General features: G+C 60.0%; 13 protein-coding genes. 7 read left to right on the forward strand and 6 right to left on the reverse strand.

Translation table 11 applies throughout. The features are described 5' to 3' along the window. Window positions 1-8: 8 nt before the first annotated feature. The 5 genes from BLU46_RS31660 to BLU46_RS31680 form a co-directional block, all read right to left on the reverse strand. Window positions 9-674: a GntR family transcriptional regulator gene (locus BLU46_RS31660; protein ID WP_003210850.1), complete on the reverse strand. Its 666-nt coding sequence runs from the start codon at window positions 672-674 to the stop codon at window positions 9-11. Between the two features lie 17 nt (window positions 675-691). Beyond that, entirely contained in the window at window positions 692-2,200 is a 1,509-nt protein-coding gene (locus BLU46_RS33405; protein ID WP_093209725.1) for an amino acid ABC transporter permease/ATP-binding protein, read from the reverse strand. A gap of 15 nt (window positions 2,201-2,215) precedes the next feature. After that, window positions 2,216-3,061 carry an ABC transporter substrate-binding protein gene (locus tag BLU46_RS31670; RefSeq protein ID WP_093209728.1) on the reverse strand — a complete coding sequence of 282 codons (846 nt, stop codon included), beginning with the start codon at window positions 3,059-3,061 and terminating at the stop codon, window positions 2,216-2,218. 307 nt (window positions 3,062-3,368) lie between these two features. Next, a complete protein-coding gene (locus BLU46_RS31675) occupies window positions 3,369-4,301 on the reverse strand; it encodes an LLM class oxidoreductase (RefSeq protein WP_093209731.1) in 933 nt (310 codons plus the stop codon). Window positions 4,302-4,451: 150 nt separating this feature from the next. Next, entirely contained in the window at window positions 4,452-4,871 is a 420-nt protein-coding gene (locus BLU46_RS31680) for an SRPBCC family protein (protein ID WP_063030377.1), read from the reverse strand. A gap of 258 nt (window positions 4,872-5,129) precedes the next feature. Here BLU46_RS31680 and BLU46_RS31685 point away from each other — a divergent pair, with 258 nt between their 5' ends. The 7 genes from BLU46_RS31685 to BLU46_RS31715 all read left to right on the forward strand — a co-directional run bounded on the left by BLU46_RS31685 (window position 5,130) and on the right by BLU46_RS31715 (window position 12,285). Then, window positions 5,130-6,530 carry a DHA2 family efflux MFS transporter permease subunit gene (locus BLU46_RS31685; RefSeq protein WP_093209734.1) on the forward strand — a complete coding sequence of 467 codons (1,401 nt, stop codon included), beginning with the start codon at window positions 5,130-5,132 and terminating at the stop codon, window positions 6,528-6,530. 118 nt (window positions 6,531-6,648) lie between these two features. Further along, complete coding sequence (locus BLU46_RS31690; RefSeq protein WP_093209737.1) at window positions 6,649-7,608, forward strand: AraC family transcriptional regulator; 960 nt, start codon at window positions 6,649-6,651, stop codon at window positions 7,606-7,608. An 85-nt stretch (window positions 7,609-7,693) separates the two neighbouring features. After that, the gene (locus tag BLU46_RS31695; RefSeq protein ID WP_093209740.1) at window positions 7,694-9,070 is read left to right on the forward strand and encodes a Rieske 2Fe-2S domain-containing protein; all 1,377 of its coding nucleotides are present in this window, start codon (window positions 7,694-7,696) and stop codon (window positions 9,068-9,070) included. Beyond that, on the forward strand, window positions 9,067-9,555 hold the full coding sequence (gene benB / locus BLU46_RS31700) for a benzoate 1,2-dioxygenase small subunit (protein ID WP_063030372.1): 489 nt from the start codon (window positions 9,067-9,069) through the stop codon (window positions 9,553-9,555). Before BLU46_RS31695 ends, benB begins: the two co-directional genes overlap by 4 nt. Window positions 9,556-9,565: 10 nt before the next feature. Continuing rightward, window positions 9,566-10,588, forward strand: coding sequence for a benzoate 1,2-dioxygenase electron transfer component BenC (gene benC, locus BLU46_RS31705; protein WP_063030370.1), 1,023 nt, complete (start codon window positions 9,566-9,568; stop codon window positions 10,586-10,588). Between the two features lie 10 nt (window positions 10,589-10,598). After that, window positions 10,599-11,360 (forward strand): 1,6-dihydroxycyclohexa-2,4-diene-1-carboxylate dehydrogenase, encoded by a 762-nt coding sequence (locus BLU46_RS31710; RefSeq protein WP_063030369.1) that lies wholly within the window; start codon window positions 10,599-10,601, stop codon window positions 11,358-11,360. Window positions 11,361-11,451: 91 nt separating this feature from the next. Next, window positions 11,452-12,285, forward strand: a complete 834-nt coding sequence (locus tag BLU46_RS31715) for an oxidoreductase (protein WP_093209743.1) — start codon at window positions 11,452-11,454, stop codon at window positions 12,283-12,285. A 446-nt stretch (window positions 12,286-12,731) separates the two neighbouring features. Here BLU46_RS31715 and BLU46_RS31720 read toward each other — a convergent pair whose 3' ends face one another. After that, the gene (locus BLU46_RS31720; protein WP_093209744.1) at window positions 12,732-15,398 is read right to left on the reverse strand and encodes an AAA family ATPase; all 2,667 of its coding nucleotides are present in this window, start codon (window positions 15,396-15,398) and stop codon (window positions 12,732-12,734) included. Window positions 15,399-15,549: the final 151 nt, after the last annotated feature.

A 15,549-nucleotide genomic window follows, 5' to 3' on the forward strand; every position in this document is an offset into this window, starting at 1 on the left:
TCCTCGCTTCAGGGTTTTGGAATGCTGCTCAGGATGTCCAGCAGCAGCGATTCGGAGTCATTGAGGTAGCTCGCCAGGGCTTCCCCGGCGGCTTGTTTGTGGCCGTCAACCAGCAAGTCGTGAATCTGCCGGTCGCGCTCCAGCCAGGGCTTCTGGAAGGTTTCCTCGCTGGGCGCGTTGGAAAACACCAGGCGCATCTGGGCTGCAATATGGGTAAAAAACTCGTCCAGCAGCGGGCTGCGCATCAGCCCGACAATGTGTTGATGAAAGCGCAGGCTGTGGGTGCCGAAGGCTTGCCAGTTCTCGCGGTCCTGGGCCAGTTGCGCGGCCTCGATGGACTCGAGCATCAGGTCGGACTGGTATTCGCGCAGCGGCTTGCTGGCGGCGATGGCCTGCAGCTCCAGGGTGCGTCGCACCTTGAAGATGTCACGCACTTCCTCCACCCCGAGGCGGCGCACGATCACGCCTTTGTTGCGCACGTAGCTGGTCAGGCCTTCGCGGCCCAGGTGGTGCAAGGCTTCACGCACCGTGTTGCGCGAGGCGTTGTAGGCGTTCACCAGTTCGCTCTCCACCAGCGGCATGCCGGGCAGCAGGCGGCCACCGATGATGTCTTCGCGCAGTTCTATGGCAACCTGGTCGGCCAGCGACAGGCTGGGTTCCTTGGCTTGGCTCACGTTGGGGCTCCTTGGGCTCACGCCAGTTGGACGTCTTTGAGGAACTTGGTCATGCGTTCGCTGCGTTGCTCGAGCATGTCACGCGGCGGGGCGTCCTGGATAATCTCGCCGCCTTCCATGAACACCACACGATCGGAGAGCTTGAACGCGAAGTTCATTTCATGGGTGACGATGACCATAGTCATGCCCTCGCGAGCCAATTCCTCGATCACCGCCAGCACGTCGCCCACCAGTTCCGGGTCGAGGGCCGAGGTGGGTTCGTCAAACAGCATCACCGACGGCCGCATCGCCAAGGCCCGCGCAATTGCCACACGCTGCTGTTGGCCGCCGGACAATTGATGCGGGTACTTGCCGGCGTGCTCCAGCATGCCGACCTTGCGCAGCAGCGCCAGGCTCAAAAGACGCAGTTCTTCGCCGCCCCCATGGGCATGGTAGACGGGCGCGAGCATCACGTTCTCAAGGGCGGTTTTATGCGGGAACAGGTTGAACCCCTGGAACACCATGCCGACATGCACGATGCCGCGCATATGCACTTTGTGACCCAGCGCCCCTTGGGGCTCCCGGGTGCCACGCAGGAACGGCTGGCCTTGCAGGGTGATTTCGCCACGGTCCAGGCTTTCGAGGCCGTTCATGGTGCGAATCAGCGTGGTCTTGCCCGAGCCTGACGGGCCAATAATCGATACCACCTCGCCCCAGCGCACATTCAGTTCGACGCCCTTGAGGACTTCCAGCTCGCCATAGGCCTTGCGCACCCCGCGGGCCTGCAACGCAAACTCGCCGGGCTCGGCCTGGCCGGACGCACGACGCGTCGCCACCTGGTCGAGTTCAGCGGGCGCGATTGCCTTGGGTTTGCGGCGGGTCACGTCCAAGTGGTTTTCCAGCACCCGCAGCAGCCAGCTGAACACCGTCACGATGAACACGTAATAGAACGCCACGGCCAGCATGGTCTCCATCACCAGGAAGTTCTGGGTGTAGAGCTGTTGGCCCACCAGCAGGATTTCCGAAAGCGAAATCACCGACACCAGCGAGGTGAGCTTGACGATGGTGATGTATTCGTTGGCCAGTGTCGGCAACGCAACCCGCAGCGCCTGCGGCACCACAATCAACCGCTGCACGCCGCGATAACCCACGCCCAGCGCCTTGCCGGCTTCGCGCTGCCCCTTGACCACCGCCAGCAGGCCGCCCCGATGGATCTCGGCGATGTAGGCCGCCTCACTCAGCACCAGGGCGATCAGGCCCGCGGAGTAGGGGTTGGACAACACCACGCTGGTGGACGGAAACACCTGCGGCAGGTTGTAGACAAAGATCAACAGAACCAGTAACGGCAGGCTGCGGAAGAACCAGATGTAGACGCCGGCCGAGTTCCGCAGCCAGCGGAGTTCCGACTGCCGCGCAAGTGCCAGGAAAAACCCCAGCACAATGCCCAGCAGCCAGGTTTCCAGGCTCAGTTCGACCACGGTGCCGACGGCTCGCCAGAAGTCGCCGTTCCACAACAGGCCCAGGGTGTAGTGCCAATCGAATTGCATAAGGTGCTCCGCGTTTCAGTTACCCAGTGCCGCACTGATCTCGGCGGCGTTCGGCTCGGCCAGGTTGTAGCGCGCCAGCAGCTTGCCGTAGCTGCCGTCCTGCTTGATCTGGCTCAGGGCGCCGGTCAGCGCCTGGAGCAGTGCCGGGTTTTCCTTGCGCACGGCCAGGCCGACCACCACCGGGTAGATCAACTCGCTGGAGCTGATCACGGTTTTGCCTTGCAGTTTTTCCACGGTGATCTTGGCGACCGCCGCGTCTTCCATCTGCACGTCGACCGCTTGGGCGAGCAGGGCCTGGGCGGCTTCCGGCGACGTCGGGAACTCACGCGACTCGATCGCCGGCTTGCCCGCAGGGAGGCAGTAGTCCGCCGAAACCTTGTTCAGCTTTGGCACCCACGACGCGCCCTTGATCGACCCGACACGCTTGCCGCACAGGTCTTCCGGGCGCTGGGGTTTGAAGTCGCCGGCGCTGAGCACCATCAGCGAAGAACCGGTCTTCAGGTAGCTGAGGAAATCCACCTGCTTGGCGCGTTCTGGCGTGACATACAGCGCCGAGGCCACCACGTCGAAACGCCGGGCGTTGACGCCGAGGATCAGGTTGGCGAAGCGGGTGTCGAGAAAGCGCGGCTTCAGCCCCAGTTGCTTGCCCATCAACTGCATGAACTCCGGGTCGAAACCGGCCGGGGTCTTTTGCTCAAGGTAGGTGTAAGGCGGGTAGGTGAGGTCGGAGCCGATGGACAGCTCGCCCGGTTTCAGGGTGCCCTTGATCTCGGCAGCCGACAGTAGCGGCGTCACGCACGCCAGGGTGATCGCTAGCCCCAATGTGCGCAGGGTGTTCTTGCCCTTCAGACCTTTTTGCATGTTCGTCGCCTCGGTTGCTGGATGCAGGGAGATTTGGATTGTTCAACAATCCTGTAATAGTGAGTAAGCGGTTATCGTGCCAAGTGTTGGAAATTAAGGTCTTTTGGTCAGTTTTTACGTGCGTGAGACGTTTTTTTGCGAGCGCGCACACCAAATCAGTGCGATTCGTTACCGAGCGCTACGTAGTGGGGCGTAGAGGATTGAAATATTGCGAGGTGAGGACGGGAGGTCTTAACGGGGGTAGGGGGTGTAGGCAAATGGCCCGAGCGCTGTCGATACAGGACTCAGGCCGCCAATGAGTAGCGCTTCAGGCTGCGCGGTGGAACACCGGCAACACATACTCGGCAAGCTCTTCAATCACCTCGGCGACGGGGCGTTCGCTGTGGCGCAGATGCAGGCCGATATGTTGCACACCCGACTCACGCAACGCCTCCAACTCATCAATCAGTGCGTTTCGCCCGCCACGCCCGCCGAAACGCAGCGGCTTCATCGGCGAATGGGGATTGGCTTCAAGGTCCAGGTGCAAAAAGCTGATGTAGGGTTTGTCTGCACCGACCTCACGCCAGAGCTCCACGCGCCGACGATGCTCCTGCGGCGTTCCCGGGTAGGCGAGCCAGCCATCCATGTGCTCGCCAATCCAGGCGGGTGACTGTTGGCCAAGCCCGGCGACCAGCAGCGGGAACGGCTCGTCACGCTGCGGTAACAACTCGGCACCCGCGGGCAGGCGTCCGGCGCCCTGGCTTTTCAGCAGTTCGACGGCACTGCGAAATTGCGCCCCGCGCTGGTCGTAGTCGACACCGAACAGCGGGTATTCCATCGGCCTGTCACCACTGGCCACGCCCAACAACAGGCGGCCGCCGCTGAGTTCGTCGATGCTATTGGCCGCCTTGAGGGTCAACCACGGCTGGCGTAGCGGCAATACCACGGCCGCCGTGCCGAGCATGATGTTGCGGGTGATACCGGCCAGGTAACCCAGGTAGGAAAACGTTTCGAACACCTGGGCCGCATCCCCGAAGTTCGGGTCATAGACCGGCACATCACGCACCCACAGCGCTCGAAAGCCACGTTCGTCCGCCAATCGAGCCAATTCGGCATGCTGCTTCAGGTCGGGCACGCCAAAGGGGCGTTTTTGTGCGATGCGCGAGCGTTGGCCGCTGGTGGACCAATCGTTGTCCAGCGGCAATTCCAGGCCGATGGAGAAGTTGCCGGGGCCAAGCAAGCGTTGAAAATGTGAGTTCATCAGGTCTCCTGCGCCCTGCGTGATGCGGGGGCGCTTTGCGGGTGATTGATGGCAGTATCTGCGGCCTGAGCCAGGAGAAAAATGCATCGGCAAGCACAATAGTCTTGCCGGGAATGCACGACTGAGGAGCGGCGCCGGCTTGCTCCAGTGTCAGTCCGTGGATTCGACAACGGCTTTCAGGCGTTCCAGCCCTTTGCGGTAGAGGGCCTCGAACTCGCGAACAACCTCTGCCTCATCCGCGCCTTGGACGGAAAAGGTGCTGGACCAGCACGCCACTGTCCCGCCATTGCCATCGTCCTTCGCCGACATCATGCCGACATAGCCGGTGACCGGTGCGGGGCCTTCGAGCAGGGCATAGGTGTACTGCTTCTGGTCGTCGTCGAAAGTGAGCAAACGCTCGACGATGGTCGCACCGTCGATAGTTTTCAGGTGACGTGTGCGCCCACCGTCAGCCAGAGTGCTGCTCTCGATAATATTGAGCCAGCGCGGCAGCCAGTCATACCCGCCGAGGAGCGCCCAGACCTGTTCGGCAGGACGTGCAATGTTGATCAAAATACGGACTTCACTCATGTGTTTACCTGTAGGAAAGGAGGGGGTTGATAGCGTGACTGGCGTAGTTTGAACATAGCCACGGGCACACCGATGTGCGCCATACGCAAGACCGGTAGTATCCCTTCAGCCTTGCGTGAGCAAAATGTCGATTCCGGAAAAGGTCTTGTGAGCAGGAATCAAAAATGCACTGAATAAACTGGCGCTCGCACAGTGAAGTCGCGCCTATAGAACCCGCTTATTGATAAAGTGCCGGTTCGAAACCATGAGTGAACAGCGATGACGTCGATCTCCCAGCGCCGCTCAACCTTGATTGCCTTGTTGGTCGCCGTCACTTTCTTCATGGAAAACCTGGACGCCACGGTGATCGCCACCGCGTTGCCGGACATCGCCAAAACCTTCGGGGTGGGTGCGGTGGACGTGAATATCGGCATGAGCGCCTACATGCTTGCCGTCGCGGTGTTTATTCCCATCAGCGGCTGGCTGGCCGACCGCTTCGGTTCGCGGCGGGTATTCGGTTCGGCGATTGTGCTGTTCAGCGTGTCGTCATTGCTCTGCGGCTGGAGTGACAGCCTCGAAACCTTCGTCGCCGCGCGCGTGTTGCAGGGCATCAGTGGGGCGATGATGGTGCCGGTGGGACGCCTGGCGGTGCTGCGCTCGACCGAGAAGAAAGACCTGGTGCGGGCGATTTCATTCATCACCTGGCCCGGCCTGGTGGCGCCGATACTTGGGCCGCCGGTGGGCGGGTTTATCGTTACCCACGCGTCCTGGCCGTGGATTTTCTACCTCAACCTGCCACTTGGCCTGCTGGCGTTAATCGCCACGCTGGTATTGATCCCCAAGCACGATGAGGTCACTGCCCGCACCTTCGACTTCATCGGTTTCCTGCTGGTAGGCGTCGCGAGCGCGGCGCTGTTGTACGGTGTCGAACTGCTCGGGCAAAGCCGTGGCAGCTTGTTGCAGGGGCTTTTGCTCAGCGGTGCCGGTTTGATGCTCGGTGCCTTTGCCTGGCGCCATATGCGCCGGCATGCTCAGCCGTTAATGGCCCTGGGTGTGGTGAGCGTGCGCACCTTCAGTGTGTGCCTGTGTGGCGGGTCGATTTTTCGGGTGGCCATCAGTACCTTGCCGTTCCTGCTGCCCTTGATGTTTCAACTGGCGTTCGGCCTTTCTGCCTTCGATGCGGGACTGCTGGTGCTCGCGGTATTTGCCGGCAACCTGGCGATGAAGCCGTTCACCACGTCGGTGATGCAGCGCTGGGGCTTTCGCCCGGTGCTGATGATCAACGGCGTCCTCGGCGTACTGGCGATTGCGGCCTGTGGATTGCTGGACGAGCGCATGAGTTGGGCGCTGATCCTGTTCATTCTGTTCGTGGGTGGCCTGTCACGCTCCATGCAGTTCACCTTGTTCAATACCCTCGGGTTTGCCGATATACCCAAGGCGCAAATGAGCGACGCTTCAACCTTGTTCAGCATGTTTTTCCAGCTGAGCATGGCCATGGGCGTGGCGATTGGTGCGTTGTTGCTGCGGTTTGCGATGAGCTTCCACGGCAATACCGGGCAGGCCGCCACCGCCGATTTCCAGCTGACGTTTCTGCTGGTGGCGGTGATTGCCGGCGTGGCGTTGCTGGATAACCTGCGGTTGCCGCCCCAGGCCGGGGAGTCAGTGCTGCAACGCAAGTGAACCCACGATACCTACGGGGTATGAAGCAACACCTATTGAATATTGGACGGTTCGAGTCCCCCGCATCACTCTGCGGTGACGTACAGACGCAGGGCCCATAACAATAAAAGGCGCAACCATGACCGTGCTATTGAGTGAGCGCAGCCAGATTTTCGATCGTGCAGATGCCTATGCCGTGTCCGACTATGTCAACCAGCACGTAGGCAGCCACTGCATCCGCCTGCCACCCAAGGGCCGCCCGCAGGCGAGCATCAGTCACCGAACCTTCTCCAGCCTCGACCTGTGCCGCATCAGCTACGGTGCGCCGGTGCAGGTGACATCGGTGGCGCTGGAAACCATCTACCACCTGCAAATCCTGCTGCACGGCCACTGCCGCTCGAATTCCCGTGGCGAAGAAGAGGTGCTGGGCCCGGGGGAAGTGCTGCTGATCAACCCGGATGACCCGGTGGACCTGACCTATTCCGCCGACTGCGAAAAATTCATCGTCAAAGTGCCGGTTCGCCTGCTGGAAAACGCTTGCCTTGAACAGCACTGGACGTTGCCGCAGCCGGGCATCCGTTTCGCGGCGCCGCGCCATGCACTCACTGAAATGGGCGGGTTCCTGCAACTGCTGGGGCTGATCTGTCATGAGGCTGAAAACGCCGCCGAACCGGAAGTACAGGGCCTTTACGAGCGCATCGTGGCCAATAAGTTATTGGCGCTGCTGGCCAGTAATGTTCTGCGGGTGGTCCCGCGGCCCGATCAAGGCGGTGGCTTTGAAGCGGTGCGCCAGTTTATTGAAGAGCACCTGACGGACGACATCAGCGTCGAACAACTGATGGCCATCGCCAGGGTCAGCGAACGGTCGCTGTATACCTTGTTTGAACGCCAGGTCGGCCTGTCGCCTCGGGACTACATGCGCCAGCGCAAGCTGGAGCGGGTGCATGCCATGCTGCAACTGGCCACGGCGCGCAGCGTCACCGAAGTGGCGCTGGATCACGGGTTCGTGCACCTGGGACGTTTCTCCCAGACCTATCGCAAACGCTTTGGCGAGCTGCCTTCGCAGACATGGAAGCGTCGGCTTGCGCCAGGTGGATAGCGAATTGCAGTCAGCGGATATTGAGGGGTAGGGCAAGCACATAAGGTGGGGGCGCCTGATACAAGAACAACCGAGGGCCTACCCCATGATCAGCACATTCGACCGACTCGCCCGACAATTGCGCGACTCCGTCCAGGAAGATCCCGCCACCGGGGTGTTCCGCTGCCGCCGCGACATCTTCACCGACCCCGACCTGTTTGCCCTGGAAATGAAGCACATTTTCGAAGGCGGTTGGGTCTACCTGGCACACGAAAGCCAGGTGCCAGAGATCAACGACTACTTCACCACCTGGATCGGCCGCCAACCCGTGGTCATCACTCGCGACAAGCAAGGCACGCTGCACGGCCTGGTCAACGCCTGCGCCCACCGTGGCGCCATGCTCTGCCGCCGTAAACAAGGCAACAAAGGCTCATTTACCTGCCCGTTCCACGGCTGGACCTTCAGCAACGCCGGCAAGCTGCTCAAAGTGAAGGACGCCAAGACCGGCGCCTATCCCGACAGCTTCGACTGTGACGGCTCCCACGACCTCAAGCGCCTTGGCCGCTTCGAAAACTATCGCGGTTTCCTGTTCGGTAGCCTCAGCGAGACGGTGCCGGAACTCAGCGACTACCTGGGGGAAACCCGGGTGATCATCGACCAGATGGTGGACCAGGCACCGCTGGGCCTGGAAGTGCTGCGGGGCAGTTCGTCGTATGTGTATGACGGCAACTGGAAGCTGCAGATCGAGAACGGCGCCGACGGTTATCACGTCAGTTCCGTGCACTGGAATTACTCGGCGACCATGGGCCGGCGCAATTACGAAGCCGAAGGCACGCGCACTGTCGACGCCAATGGCTGGTCGAAAAGCCTGGGCGGCGTCTACGCCTTCGAGCACGGCCATATCCTGCTGTGGACGCGCCTGCTCAACCCTGAAGTGCGCCCGGTGCATGCTCACCGCGAAGCGCTGGCCGAGCGCCTGGGCCAGGAACGTGCGGACTTCATCGTCGATCAAACCCGCAACCTGTGCCTCTATCCAAATGTATACCTGATGGACCAGTTCTCCACGCAGATCCGCGTGGTGCGGCCGATTGCCGTCGACAAGACCGAGGTCACGATCTACTGCATGGCGCCCAAGGGCGAAAGTGCCGAGGAACGCACCACGCGCATCCGCCAGTACGAAGACTTCTTCAACGTCAGCGGCATGGGTACGCCGGACGACCTGGAAGAGTTCCGCGCCTGTCAGACCGGCTACCAGGGCGCGACCACCTTGTGGAATGACCTCAGCCGCGGCGCGAAACAATGGGTGGAAGGCGCCGACGACAACGCCCGGGCCATGGGCATGAATCCGCAACTCAGTGGCGTCAAAACCGAGGACGAAGGGCTGTTCGTGCGCCAGCACGCCCATTGGGCCCAGAGCCTGCAACGTGCCATTGAACGCGAGCAGCAAGGCCTGATCGCCACGGACAAGGAGGTGCTGTCATGAGCACTTCCCGCGACCGCCTGCTGGACTTTTTGTACCGCGAAGCGCGCCTGCTGGATGACCGCCAATGGGATGAGTGGCTCGAATGCTATTCACCCAAGGTCGAGTACTGGATGCCGGCCTGGGACGACCACGACACCCTGACCGAAGACCCCCAGAGCGAAATCTCGCTGATCTATTACCCCAGCCGTGACGGCCTGGAAGACCGCGTGTTCCGGATCAAGACCGAGCGCTCCAGCGCCAGCACCCCGGAGCCGCGCACCGCGCACCTGATCACCAACCTCGAAGTGCTGGCCGATGACGGTCAACACGTGGAACTGCGTTTCAACTGGCAAACCCTCAGCCATCGCTACAAGACCACGGATACGTACTTCGGCACCTCGTTCTATCGCCTCGACATCCGCGCCGAACAGCCGCTGATCACGCGCAAGAAGGTGGTGCTGAAAAACGACTACATCCATCAGGTCATCGATATCTACCACATCTGAGGACATGCCCATGACGTACTCCATTGCCCTGAACTTCGAGGACGGGGTGACCCGTTTCATCGACTGCAAGGTGGGTGAAAAGGTCCTCGACGCGGCCTTTCGCCAACGTATAAACCTGCCCATGGACTGCTCGGACGGTGTGTGCGGTACCTGCAAATGCCGCTGTGAAACCGGCGCCTATGATTTGGGCGACGACTATATCGAAGACGCTCTGAGCGAGGATGAAGCCGGCGAGCGCCAGGTGTTGACCTGCCAGATGGTGCCGCAGTCTGACTGCGTGATTGCCGTGCCGGTGCCGTCCGGTGCGTGCAAGACCGGCACCGCGCAGTTTGCCGCGACGGTGGCGAGCATTACCCGGCACGCCGATGCCGCCCTGGAGGTGAGTTTCGAGCTGGACCAGGCACCGGTATTCCTTCCGGGCCAATACGTGAATATCGGCGTGCCGGACAGCGGGCAGACCCGCTCGTATTCCTTCAGCAGCAAACCCGGCGACAAACGCGCCAGCTTCCTGATCAAGCATGTGCCTGGCGGGCTGATGAGCGGCTGGCTGGAGCGCGCCCGGCCGGGCGATGCCGTACCGATGACCGGACCACTGGGGAGTTTCTACCTGCGTGAAGTGGCGCGGCCATTGCTGTTGCTGGCGGGCGGCACCGGGTTGGCGCCGTTCCTGTCGATGCTCGAAGTGTTGGCCGAACGCGTGGAAACCCGGCCGGTCCGGCTGATCTACGGCGTGACGCGGGATCAGGACCTGGTGATGGTCGAGGTGCTGGAAGCCTTCGCCAAACGTCTGCCCAATTTCAGGTTTGTCACCTGCGTGGCCGACCCACAGACCGCGCATCCTCAGCAAGGCTATGTGACCCAACACATGGCCGCAGACATGCTGAACGACGGCGACGTGGATGTGTACCTGTGCGGGCCGCCGCCGATGGTCGACGCGGTACGCCAACACTTCAAGAACCAGGGCGTAACCCCCGCCAGCTTCCATTACGAGAAGTTCACGCCCAACGCCATCGCCACCGGCGACGCCGCCTGAGGAAAGCACCATGAACCCACGTTTCAACAACAAGGTCGCGCTGGTCACCGGCGCCGCCCAAGGCATTGGCCGACGTGTTGCCGAGCGTTTGCTGGAAGAGGGCGCCTGGCTGGTGGCGGTCGACCGCTCGGAACTCGTGCATGAGTTGCAGCATGAGCGGGCGCTGGTCCTCACTGCCGACCTGGAGCAGCACGCCGAATGCGCGCGCGTGATGGCAGCCGCCAAGGCACGCTTCGGGGGTATCGACGTTCTGGTCAACAACGTCGGCGGGACCATCTGGGCCAAGCCGTTCGAACATTACGCCGAGAACGAAATCGAGGCTGAAGTGCGTCGTTCGCTGTTCCCCACGTTGTGGTGCTGCCATTGCGTGTTGCCCTACATGCTGGAGCAGGGCAGCGGCGCCATCGTCAATGTTTCGTCCGTCGCCACCCGTGGGGTGAACCGCGTGCCGTATGGCGCGGCCAAGGGCGGCGTCAATGCCCTGACCGCATGCCTGGCCCTGGAGACTGCCGGCAGCGGGATCCGGGTCAACGCCACCGCACCCGGCGGCACCGAGGCGCCGCCACGTCGGATCCCGCGCAACAGCCAGCCCCAGAGCGACCAGGAGCGCGTCTGGTACCAAAAGATCGTTGACCAGACCCTCGACAGCAGCCCGATGAAGCGCTACGGCAGCATCGACGAACAGGCCGGCGCGATCCTGTTTCTTGCCTCCGATGAGGCCTCTTACATCACGGGCGTGACCTTGCCGGTAGGAGGCGGCGACCTCGGCTGATAGGAATAGGCAAACCTCATAGATTTACCGGCATAGGTCGACAGTGATTACCTGACTACCATGGGAGTACATCCACCAAGAGCCATTTTTCATGACTACTCAAAAAACACTGTTCATCACCGGCATCAGCAGCGGCTTTGGCAAAGCGCTGGCAGCAGAGGCATTGGCTGCCGGCCACCGAGTCATCGGGACCGTACGCAATGAGACGGCCCTGCAAGCGTTCGAAGCGTTGTCGGCGGAACGCGCCCACGGGGTGATCCTGGACGTCACGGATTTTGAGCGGATCGACAGCGTCGTTGCCGAGGTGGAAACCCGCTTCGGCCCGGTGGACGTCCTGGTGAACAATGCGGGTTACGGTCATGAGGGGATTTTCGAAGAGTCGCCGCTGGAGGACATGCGTCGTCAGTTCGACGTCAATGTGTTCGGCGCCGTTGCCGTGACCAAGGCCTTCGTGCCGTACTTCCGCCAGCGCCGCCGTGGGCACATCATCAACATCACCTCCATGGGCGGCACGATCACCATGCCGGGCATCGCCTATTACTGCGGGAGCAAATTCGCGCTGGAAGGCATCTCCGACACCCTGAGCAAAGAACTCAAGCCGTTCAACATCTTTGTCACTGCCGTGGCGCCGGGTTCGTTTCGCACCGATTGGGCCGGACGGTCCATGCAGCGTACGCCGCGCAGCATTGCCGACTACGATGCCAGCTTCGATCCGGTGCGCCAGGCGCGGGAAGAGAAAAGCGGCCACCAATTGGGTGACCCACAAAAAGCCGCGCAGGCGATGTTGACGCTGATTGCCAGCGACCACCCACCGGCGCATTTGCTGCTGGGCAGTGATGCGCTGGGTTATGTGCGGGAAAAACTGCTGCAATCCCTGAGGGATATTGATCAGTGGGAGGCTGTGACACGTTCTACGGATGGTTAAACAGTGAATCAGAGACTGTCCGGATCGCCAAAAAACATTTTGACTGGGCTCTAGCGCAGTATTTTCAGGTCGGAAAAACTAAAATATGCCCCCAGTTTTGCCCCCAGTAGCGCGGGAAATGCGGGCGATCGAGATTGGCGATCTCTGAGGCGGAGCAGGGTGGTCGTCGATGGCTTTCAGTGTACGTCAGGCTCGGCTTGCACGGGGGATGCCTGGATGATTGGTCGCCTAGGGCAGGGCACCAAGCGCCTGGTAGGACGCCAAATCACATTCGGTGTCCGGTGTGTCATAGCTCAACGACAGATATTACGGCTAGCTGCTTACGCTGCTAGCCGTAATATCTGTGTTGGGAGAAGTCTATTGATAAAGGAGCGTGCCTGCACTCGCCCCTATAGTTGAAGTTAATGCTACTCCCAGCCGAGACCAGGCGTGCGCCGCAACGAATGCTAGCGTCCGCCTCGTAGATCTAGGCGGTCTAGCTCCTCAAGAGTTTGGACAACGACCTCGACAAGTTCCCCGTCAAAGTCATCGCGGTCTGCCTCCTCATGAGTGCCTTTGTTCAGGTAGGTCCAGACAAGATTATTGACTGGAATACCCAAAATGCGGCCATACGCAGCAAGAAGTGGCTCTCTGTTCGCATGGTGGAAGGTCTGGGCATCTCCCAATTTCTTGACCAACGCTTCGCATAGATTCCTCAACGCAGGCTCGGCACCGACGCCAGCCGACATGAGATTCAACACGCCTTGGCCATGACTTCCAAGCCACCGCCAAACTTTCTCACTCAGCATCTCCAAGGCTTGGCGAGAAGCAGCGAGCGCATCTCGGTCGTTGAGCGCTTCCCTTGCTGCCCTGGCCTTGGCAATGTAATTCGCGCTCGGTACGTTGCCGGTAACTCTCGGTTGATAGTTGCCATCGTGATGTCGGAACAGGTAGACCTGGCACGCATTTCTGCGATGGGCAGGAAGGTGTTGTTGGATGTCTTTAATAAACTCGTTGCTGTGACAGGTGACGATTAGTTGGATTTGAGCGAAGTGGTCGCCCTCAAAGATCGCCTCTCGGATTCCGCCTCGATGGTCATGGTCGATGGCATTGATGGCATCGTCGAAAACGATAACTGGGCAGCCGATGCTCTTCGCTTTGGTCATCAAAATGGCAAGGCCGAGACAGCGTATATGCCCCTCGCTCAGAACGTGGAGCGCATCGACGCGGGCCCCAGGATTTCCCCGGAAGCTGATTTCGATCTTTTCTTCGCCAGTCAGAGGCAGATGCAGCGCGGATAGCTTGTCCTCGTCGCGATCATTGCGATTGAATGCGTTATAGAGGTCTCTGGCAGCGTCATTCAGCCCAGCCATTAGCTGACCAGGGAGTTGATCTCTATAAGATCTAAGTACTTCGAGAAATCTGTCGTAGGCGGTCTTGTACGGCCTGTCGCGGGCGATATCTAGTCTCTCCTGCTCCGCTTGTGCGATCAACCCAGCATTTGTTTCGTCGAATGCTTTGATGCGGTTACGTGCTGCTTCGATATCCGCTTGCAGTTGTTGCCGCTTGAGATCCTGCGCTTGCACCTTTAGCTGGAATTCGTTAAGTCGCCGACGTTCATCGATGTGCGGTTGTCGATCTCGCTGAGCCGTCCTTGACGCCTCGTCTTGAGCGGTCATGCGGTCTAATACGCCGAGGATCTCATCCAGCGAAGGCAATCCGCGCTGGCCTGTGGGGGGCTGGGGATAGATATCTGTCCACCAACGACCGACAGGCTCCGCGGGGAGCTGCAGAGCCCATCGACCGACTACTGATTCCTCTTCTTGGTGAGCAGTTATGAACGCGTTGAGGGGGGAGAACATCTGCCGCAACGCGCGAGATGCTTGGCCAAGTTTTACCTCAATGGTCTGCTGTTGCTCTTGAAGGGCACCCAGCTCTTCAAGCTGCTGCAAGCCGTCTACTGCCTTCTTAAACGGATCTGCGGCAACATGAGCGTCACCGTTCAATGGTGTGTCGCAAGCGGGGCAGCGGTCTCCAACAGTCTGCTGCAAGGCGAGAACAGAGTTGTACAGTGCCTTGAAGGACACTTGGTCGCTCTTGGCCCGAAGAGAATCGATAACCGCATCAAGCTCCTGGGAGCACTGGTGTGCCTCTGCGAAAGCATCCTGGAGACCTTGTCGTGTGACACCAAGAACACTCGGTGGAACCGCTTCCAGGATGCCATCAAGCTCTTGGAGACGTCCTGAAGATTCTCCTGTACCAATCAAGCCCTTCAGGGTTTGATAAGTGAGTTCAACTGCGTACTCTTTGGCTAGAGAGGATTCCTCTTCGTCCAGCAATTGCTGGGAGGCAGCTTCTCCATTAACGGTTGCTTGGTCTGCCTTCAGCGCGTTCCGGCGCATCGTCAAGGTGGTTTGTAGTTCTGCGACCAGAACAAGCTGTCCGTCGATGGTCTCGTTGAAGTGGCCTACGAATTCATTGAACTGGTCCATACCAAAGAGTGTGGCAATCAGTTCGGCTCGCTGAGCATTAGGCCGGGCAGCGATTCTTGAAAATGCGTCGATTCGGTTTTTTTCTATAAAACAGAAGCGGTAGGTGTCGAGATTTGCAGCAACGTCGACCTCGCGTCCTTGTTGATCCGTAGCCTTCAGAACTGGCGGATCGAATCGTCTGTCGTGGACATTTGCCAGATACGTCCTTGCCGCAATACGTTTGTTACCGGCCTCTTCGACATCCCCAAGAAGAGCATATTCCAATCCTTCGCAAAGGCTGGTTTTCCCACTGCCATTGGGGCCGTAGAAAAGGATGATCTGCTTTGTTAGGTCGAAAGGCTCAGGTGCTCGGAATCCCCTAAATGGACCGAGCGTTAGGTGACGCAACCTAACCCATGGCCAGACGCCTGCGTTTGCTTCAGCGACGTCGGCTGGAGGCGCCTCAACCGTACCATCAAGCTCTCGCCGCATTAGGCCTACTAGAAAGGTTGAGCGCTGGCTTCGTTGTCGTGAGGTTCCCGCCAATTCGTCAAAGTTAGCAAAGGCCAAAGTAGCCAGGCGGCGCACGCCGCCGGGAACTTGCCTATCTGGCTGGTAAATCCAGTGCACGAAGCGTTCAAAATCCTGTCTTGCCGATGCCATGCCACCTCCCTTTGATCAGCGGTATCTGTAGCTAGCGTACCGTATGGGTCGTAGGGCTCACCAGGAGCACCTGAGTAGATATTCAGCCTTGGCTGTAAGCAGGCCCGTATCCTAGGTGATCTTGACGTTTTCACATTCTCGCTTATTCTGA

The organism is Pseudomonas yamanorum (assembly GCF_900105735.1).
Classification (GTDB): Bacteria; Pseudomonadota; Gammaproteobacteria; order Pseudomonadales; family Pseudomonadaceae; genus Aquipseudomonas; species Aquipseudomonas yamanorum.

Coding starts and splice junctions, on each gene's coding strand:
- BLU46_RS33405 (WP_093209725.1), bottom strand. CDS start 2,200: ATGCAATTCGATTGGCACTACACCCTGGGCCTGTTGTGGAACGGCGAC.
- BLU46_RS31670 (WP_093209728.1), bottom strand. CDS start 3,061: ATGCAAAAAGGTCTGAAGGGCAAGAACACCCTGCGCACATTGGGGCTA.
- BLU46_RS31675 (WP_093209731.1), bottom strand. CDS start 4,301: ATGAACTCACATTTTCAACGCTTGCTTGGCCCCGGCAACTTCTCCATC.
- BLU46_RS31680 (WP_063030377.1), bottom strand. CDS start 4,871: ATGAGTGAAGTCCGTATTTTGATCAACATTGCACGTCCTGCCGAACAG.
- BLU46_RS31685 (WP_093209734.1), top strand. CDS start 5,130: ATGACGTCGATCTCCCAGCGCCGCTCAACCTTGATTGCCTTGTTGGTC.
- BLU46_RS31690 (WP_093209737.1), top strand. CDS start 6,649: ATGACCGTGCTATTGAGTGAGCGCAGCCAGATTTTCGATCGTGCAGAT.
- BLU46_RS31695 (WP_093209740.1), top strand. CDS start 7,694: ATGATCAGCACATTCGACCGACTCGCCCGACAATTGCGCGACTCCGTC.
- benB (WP_063030372.1), top strand. CDS start 9,067: ATGAGCACTTCCCGCGACCGCCTGCTGGACTTTTTGTACCGCGAAGCG.
- benC (WP_063030370.1), top strand. CDS start 9,566: ATGACGTACTCCATTGCCCTGAACTTCGAGGACGGGGTGACCCGTTTC.
- BLU46_RS31710 (WP_063030369.1), top strand. CDS start 10,599: ATGAACCCACGTTTCAACAACAAGGTCGCGCTGGTCACCGGCGCCGCC.
- BLU46_RS31715 (WP_093209743.1), top strand. CDS start 11,452: ATGACTACTCAAAAAACACTGTTCATCACCGGCATCAGCAGCGGCTTT.
- BLU46_RS31720 (WP_093209744.1), bottom strand. CDS start 15,398: ATGGCATCGGCAAGACAGGATTTTGAACGCTTCGTGCACTGGATTTAC.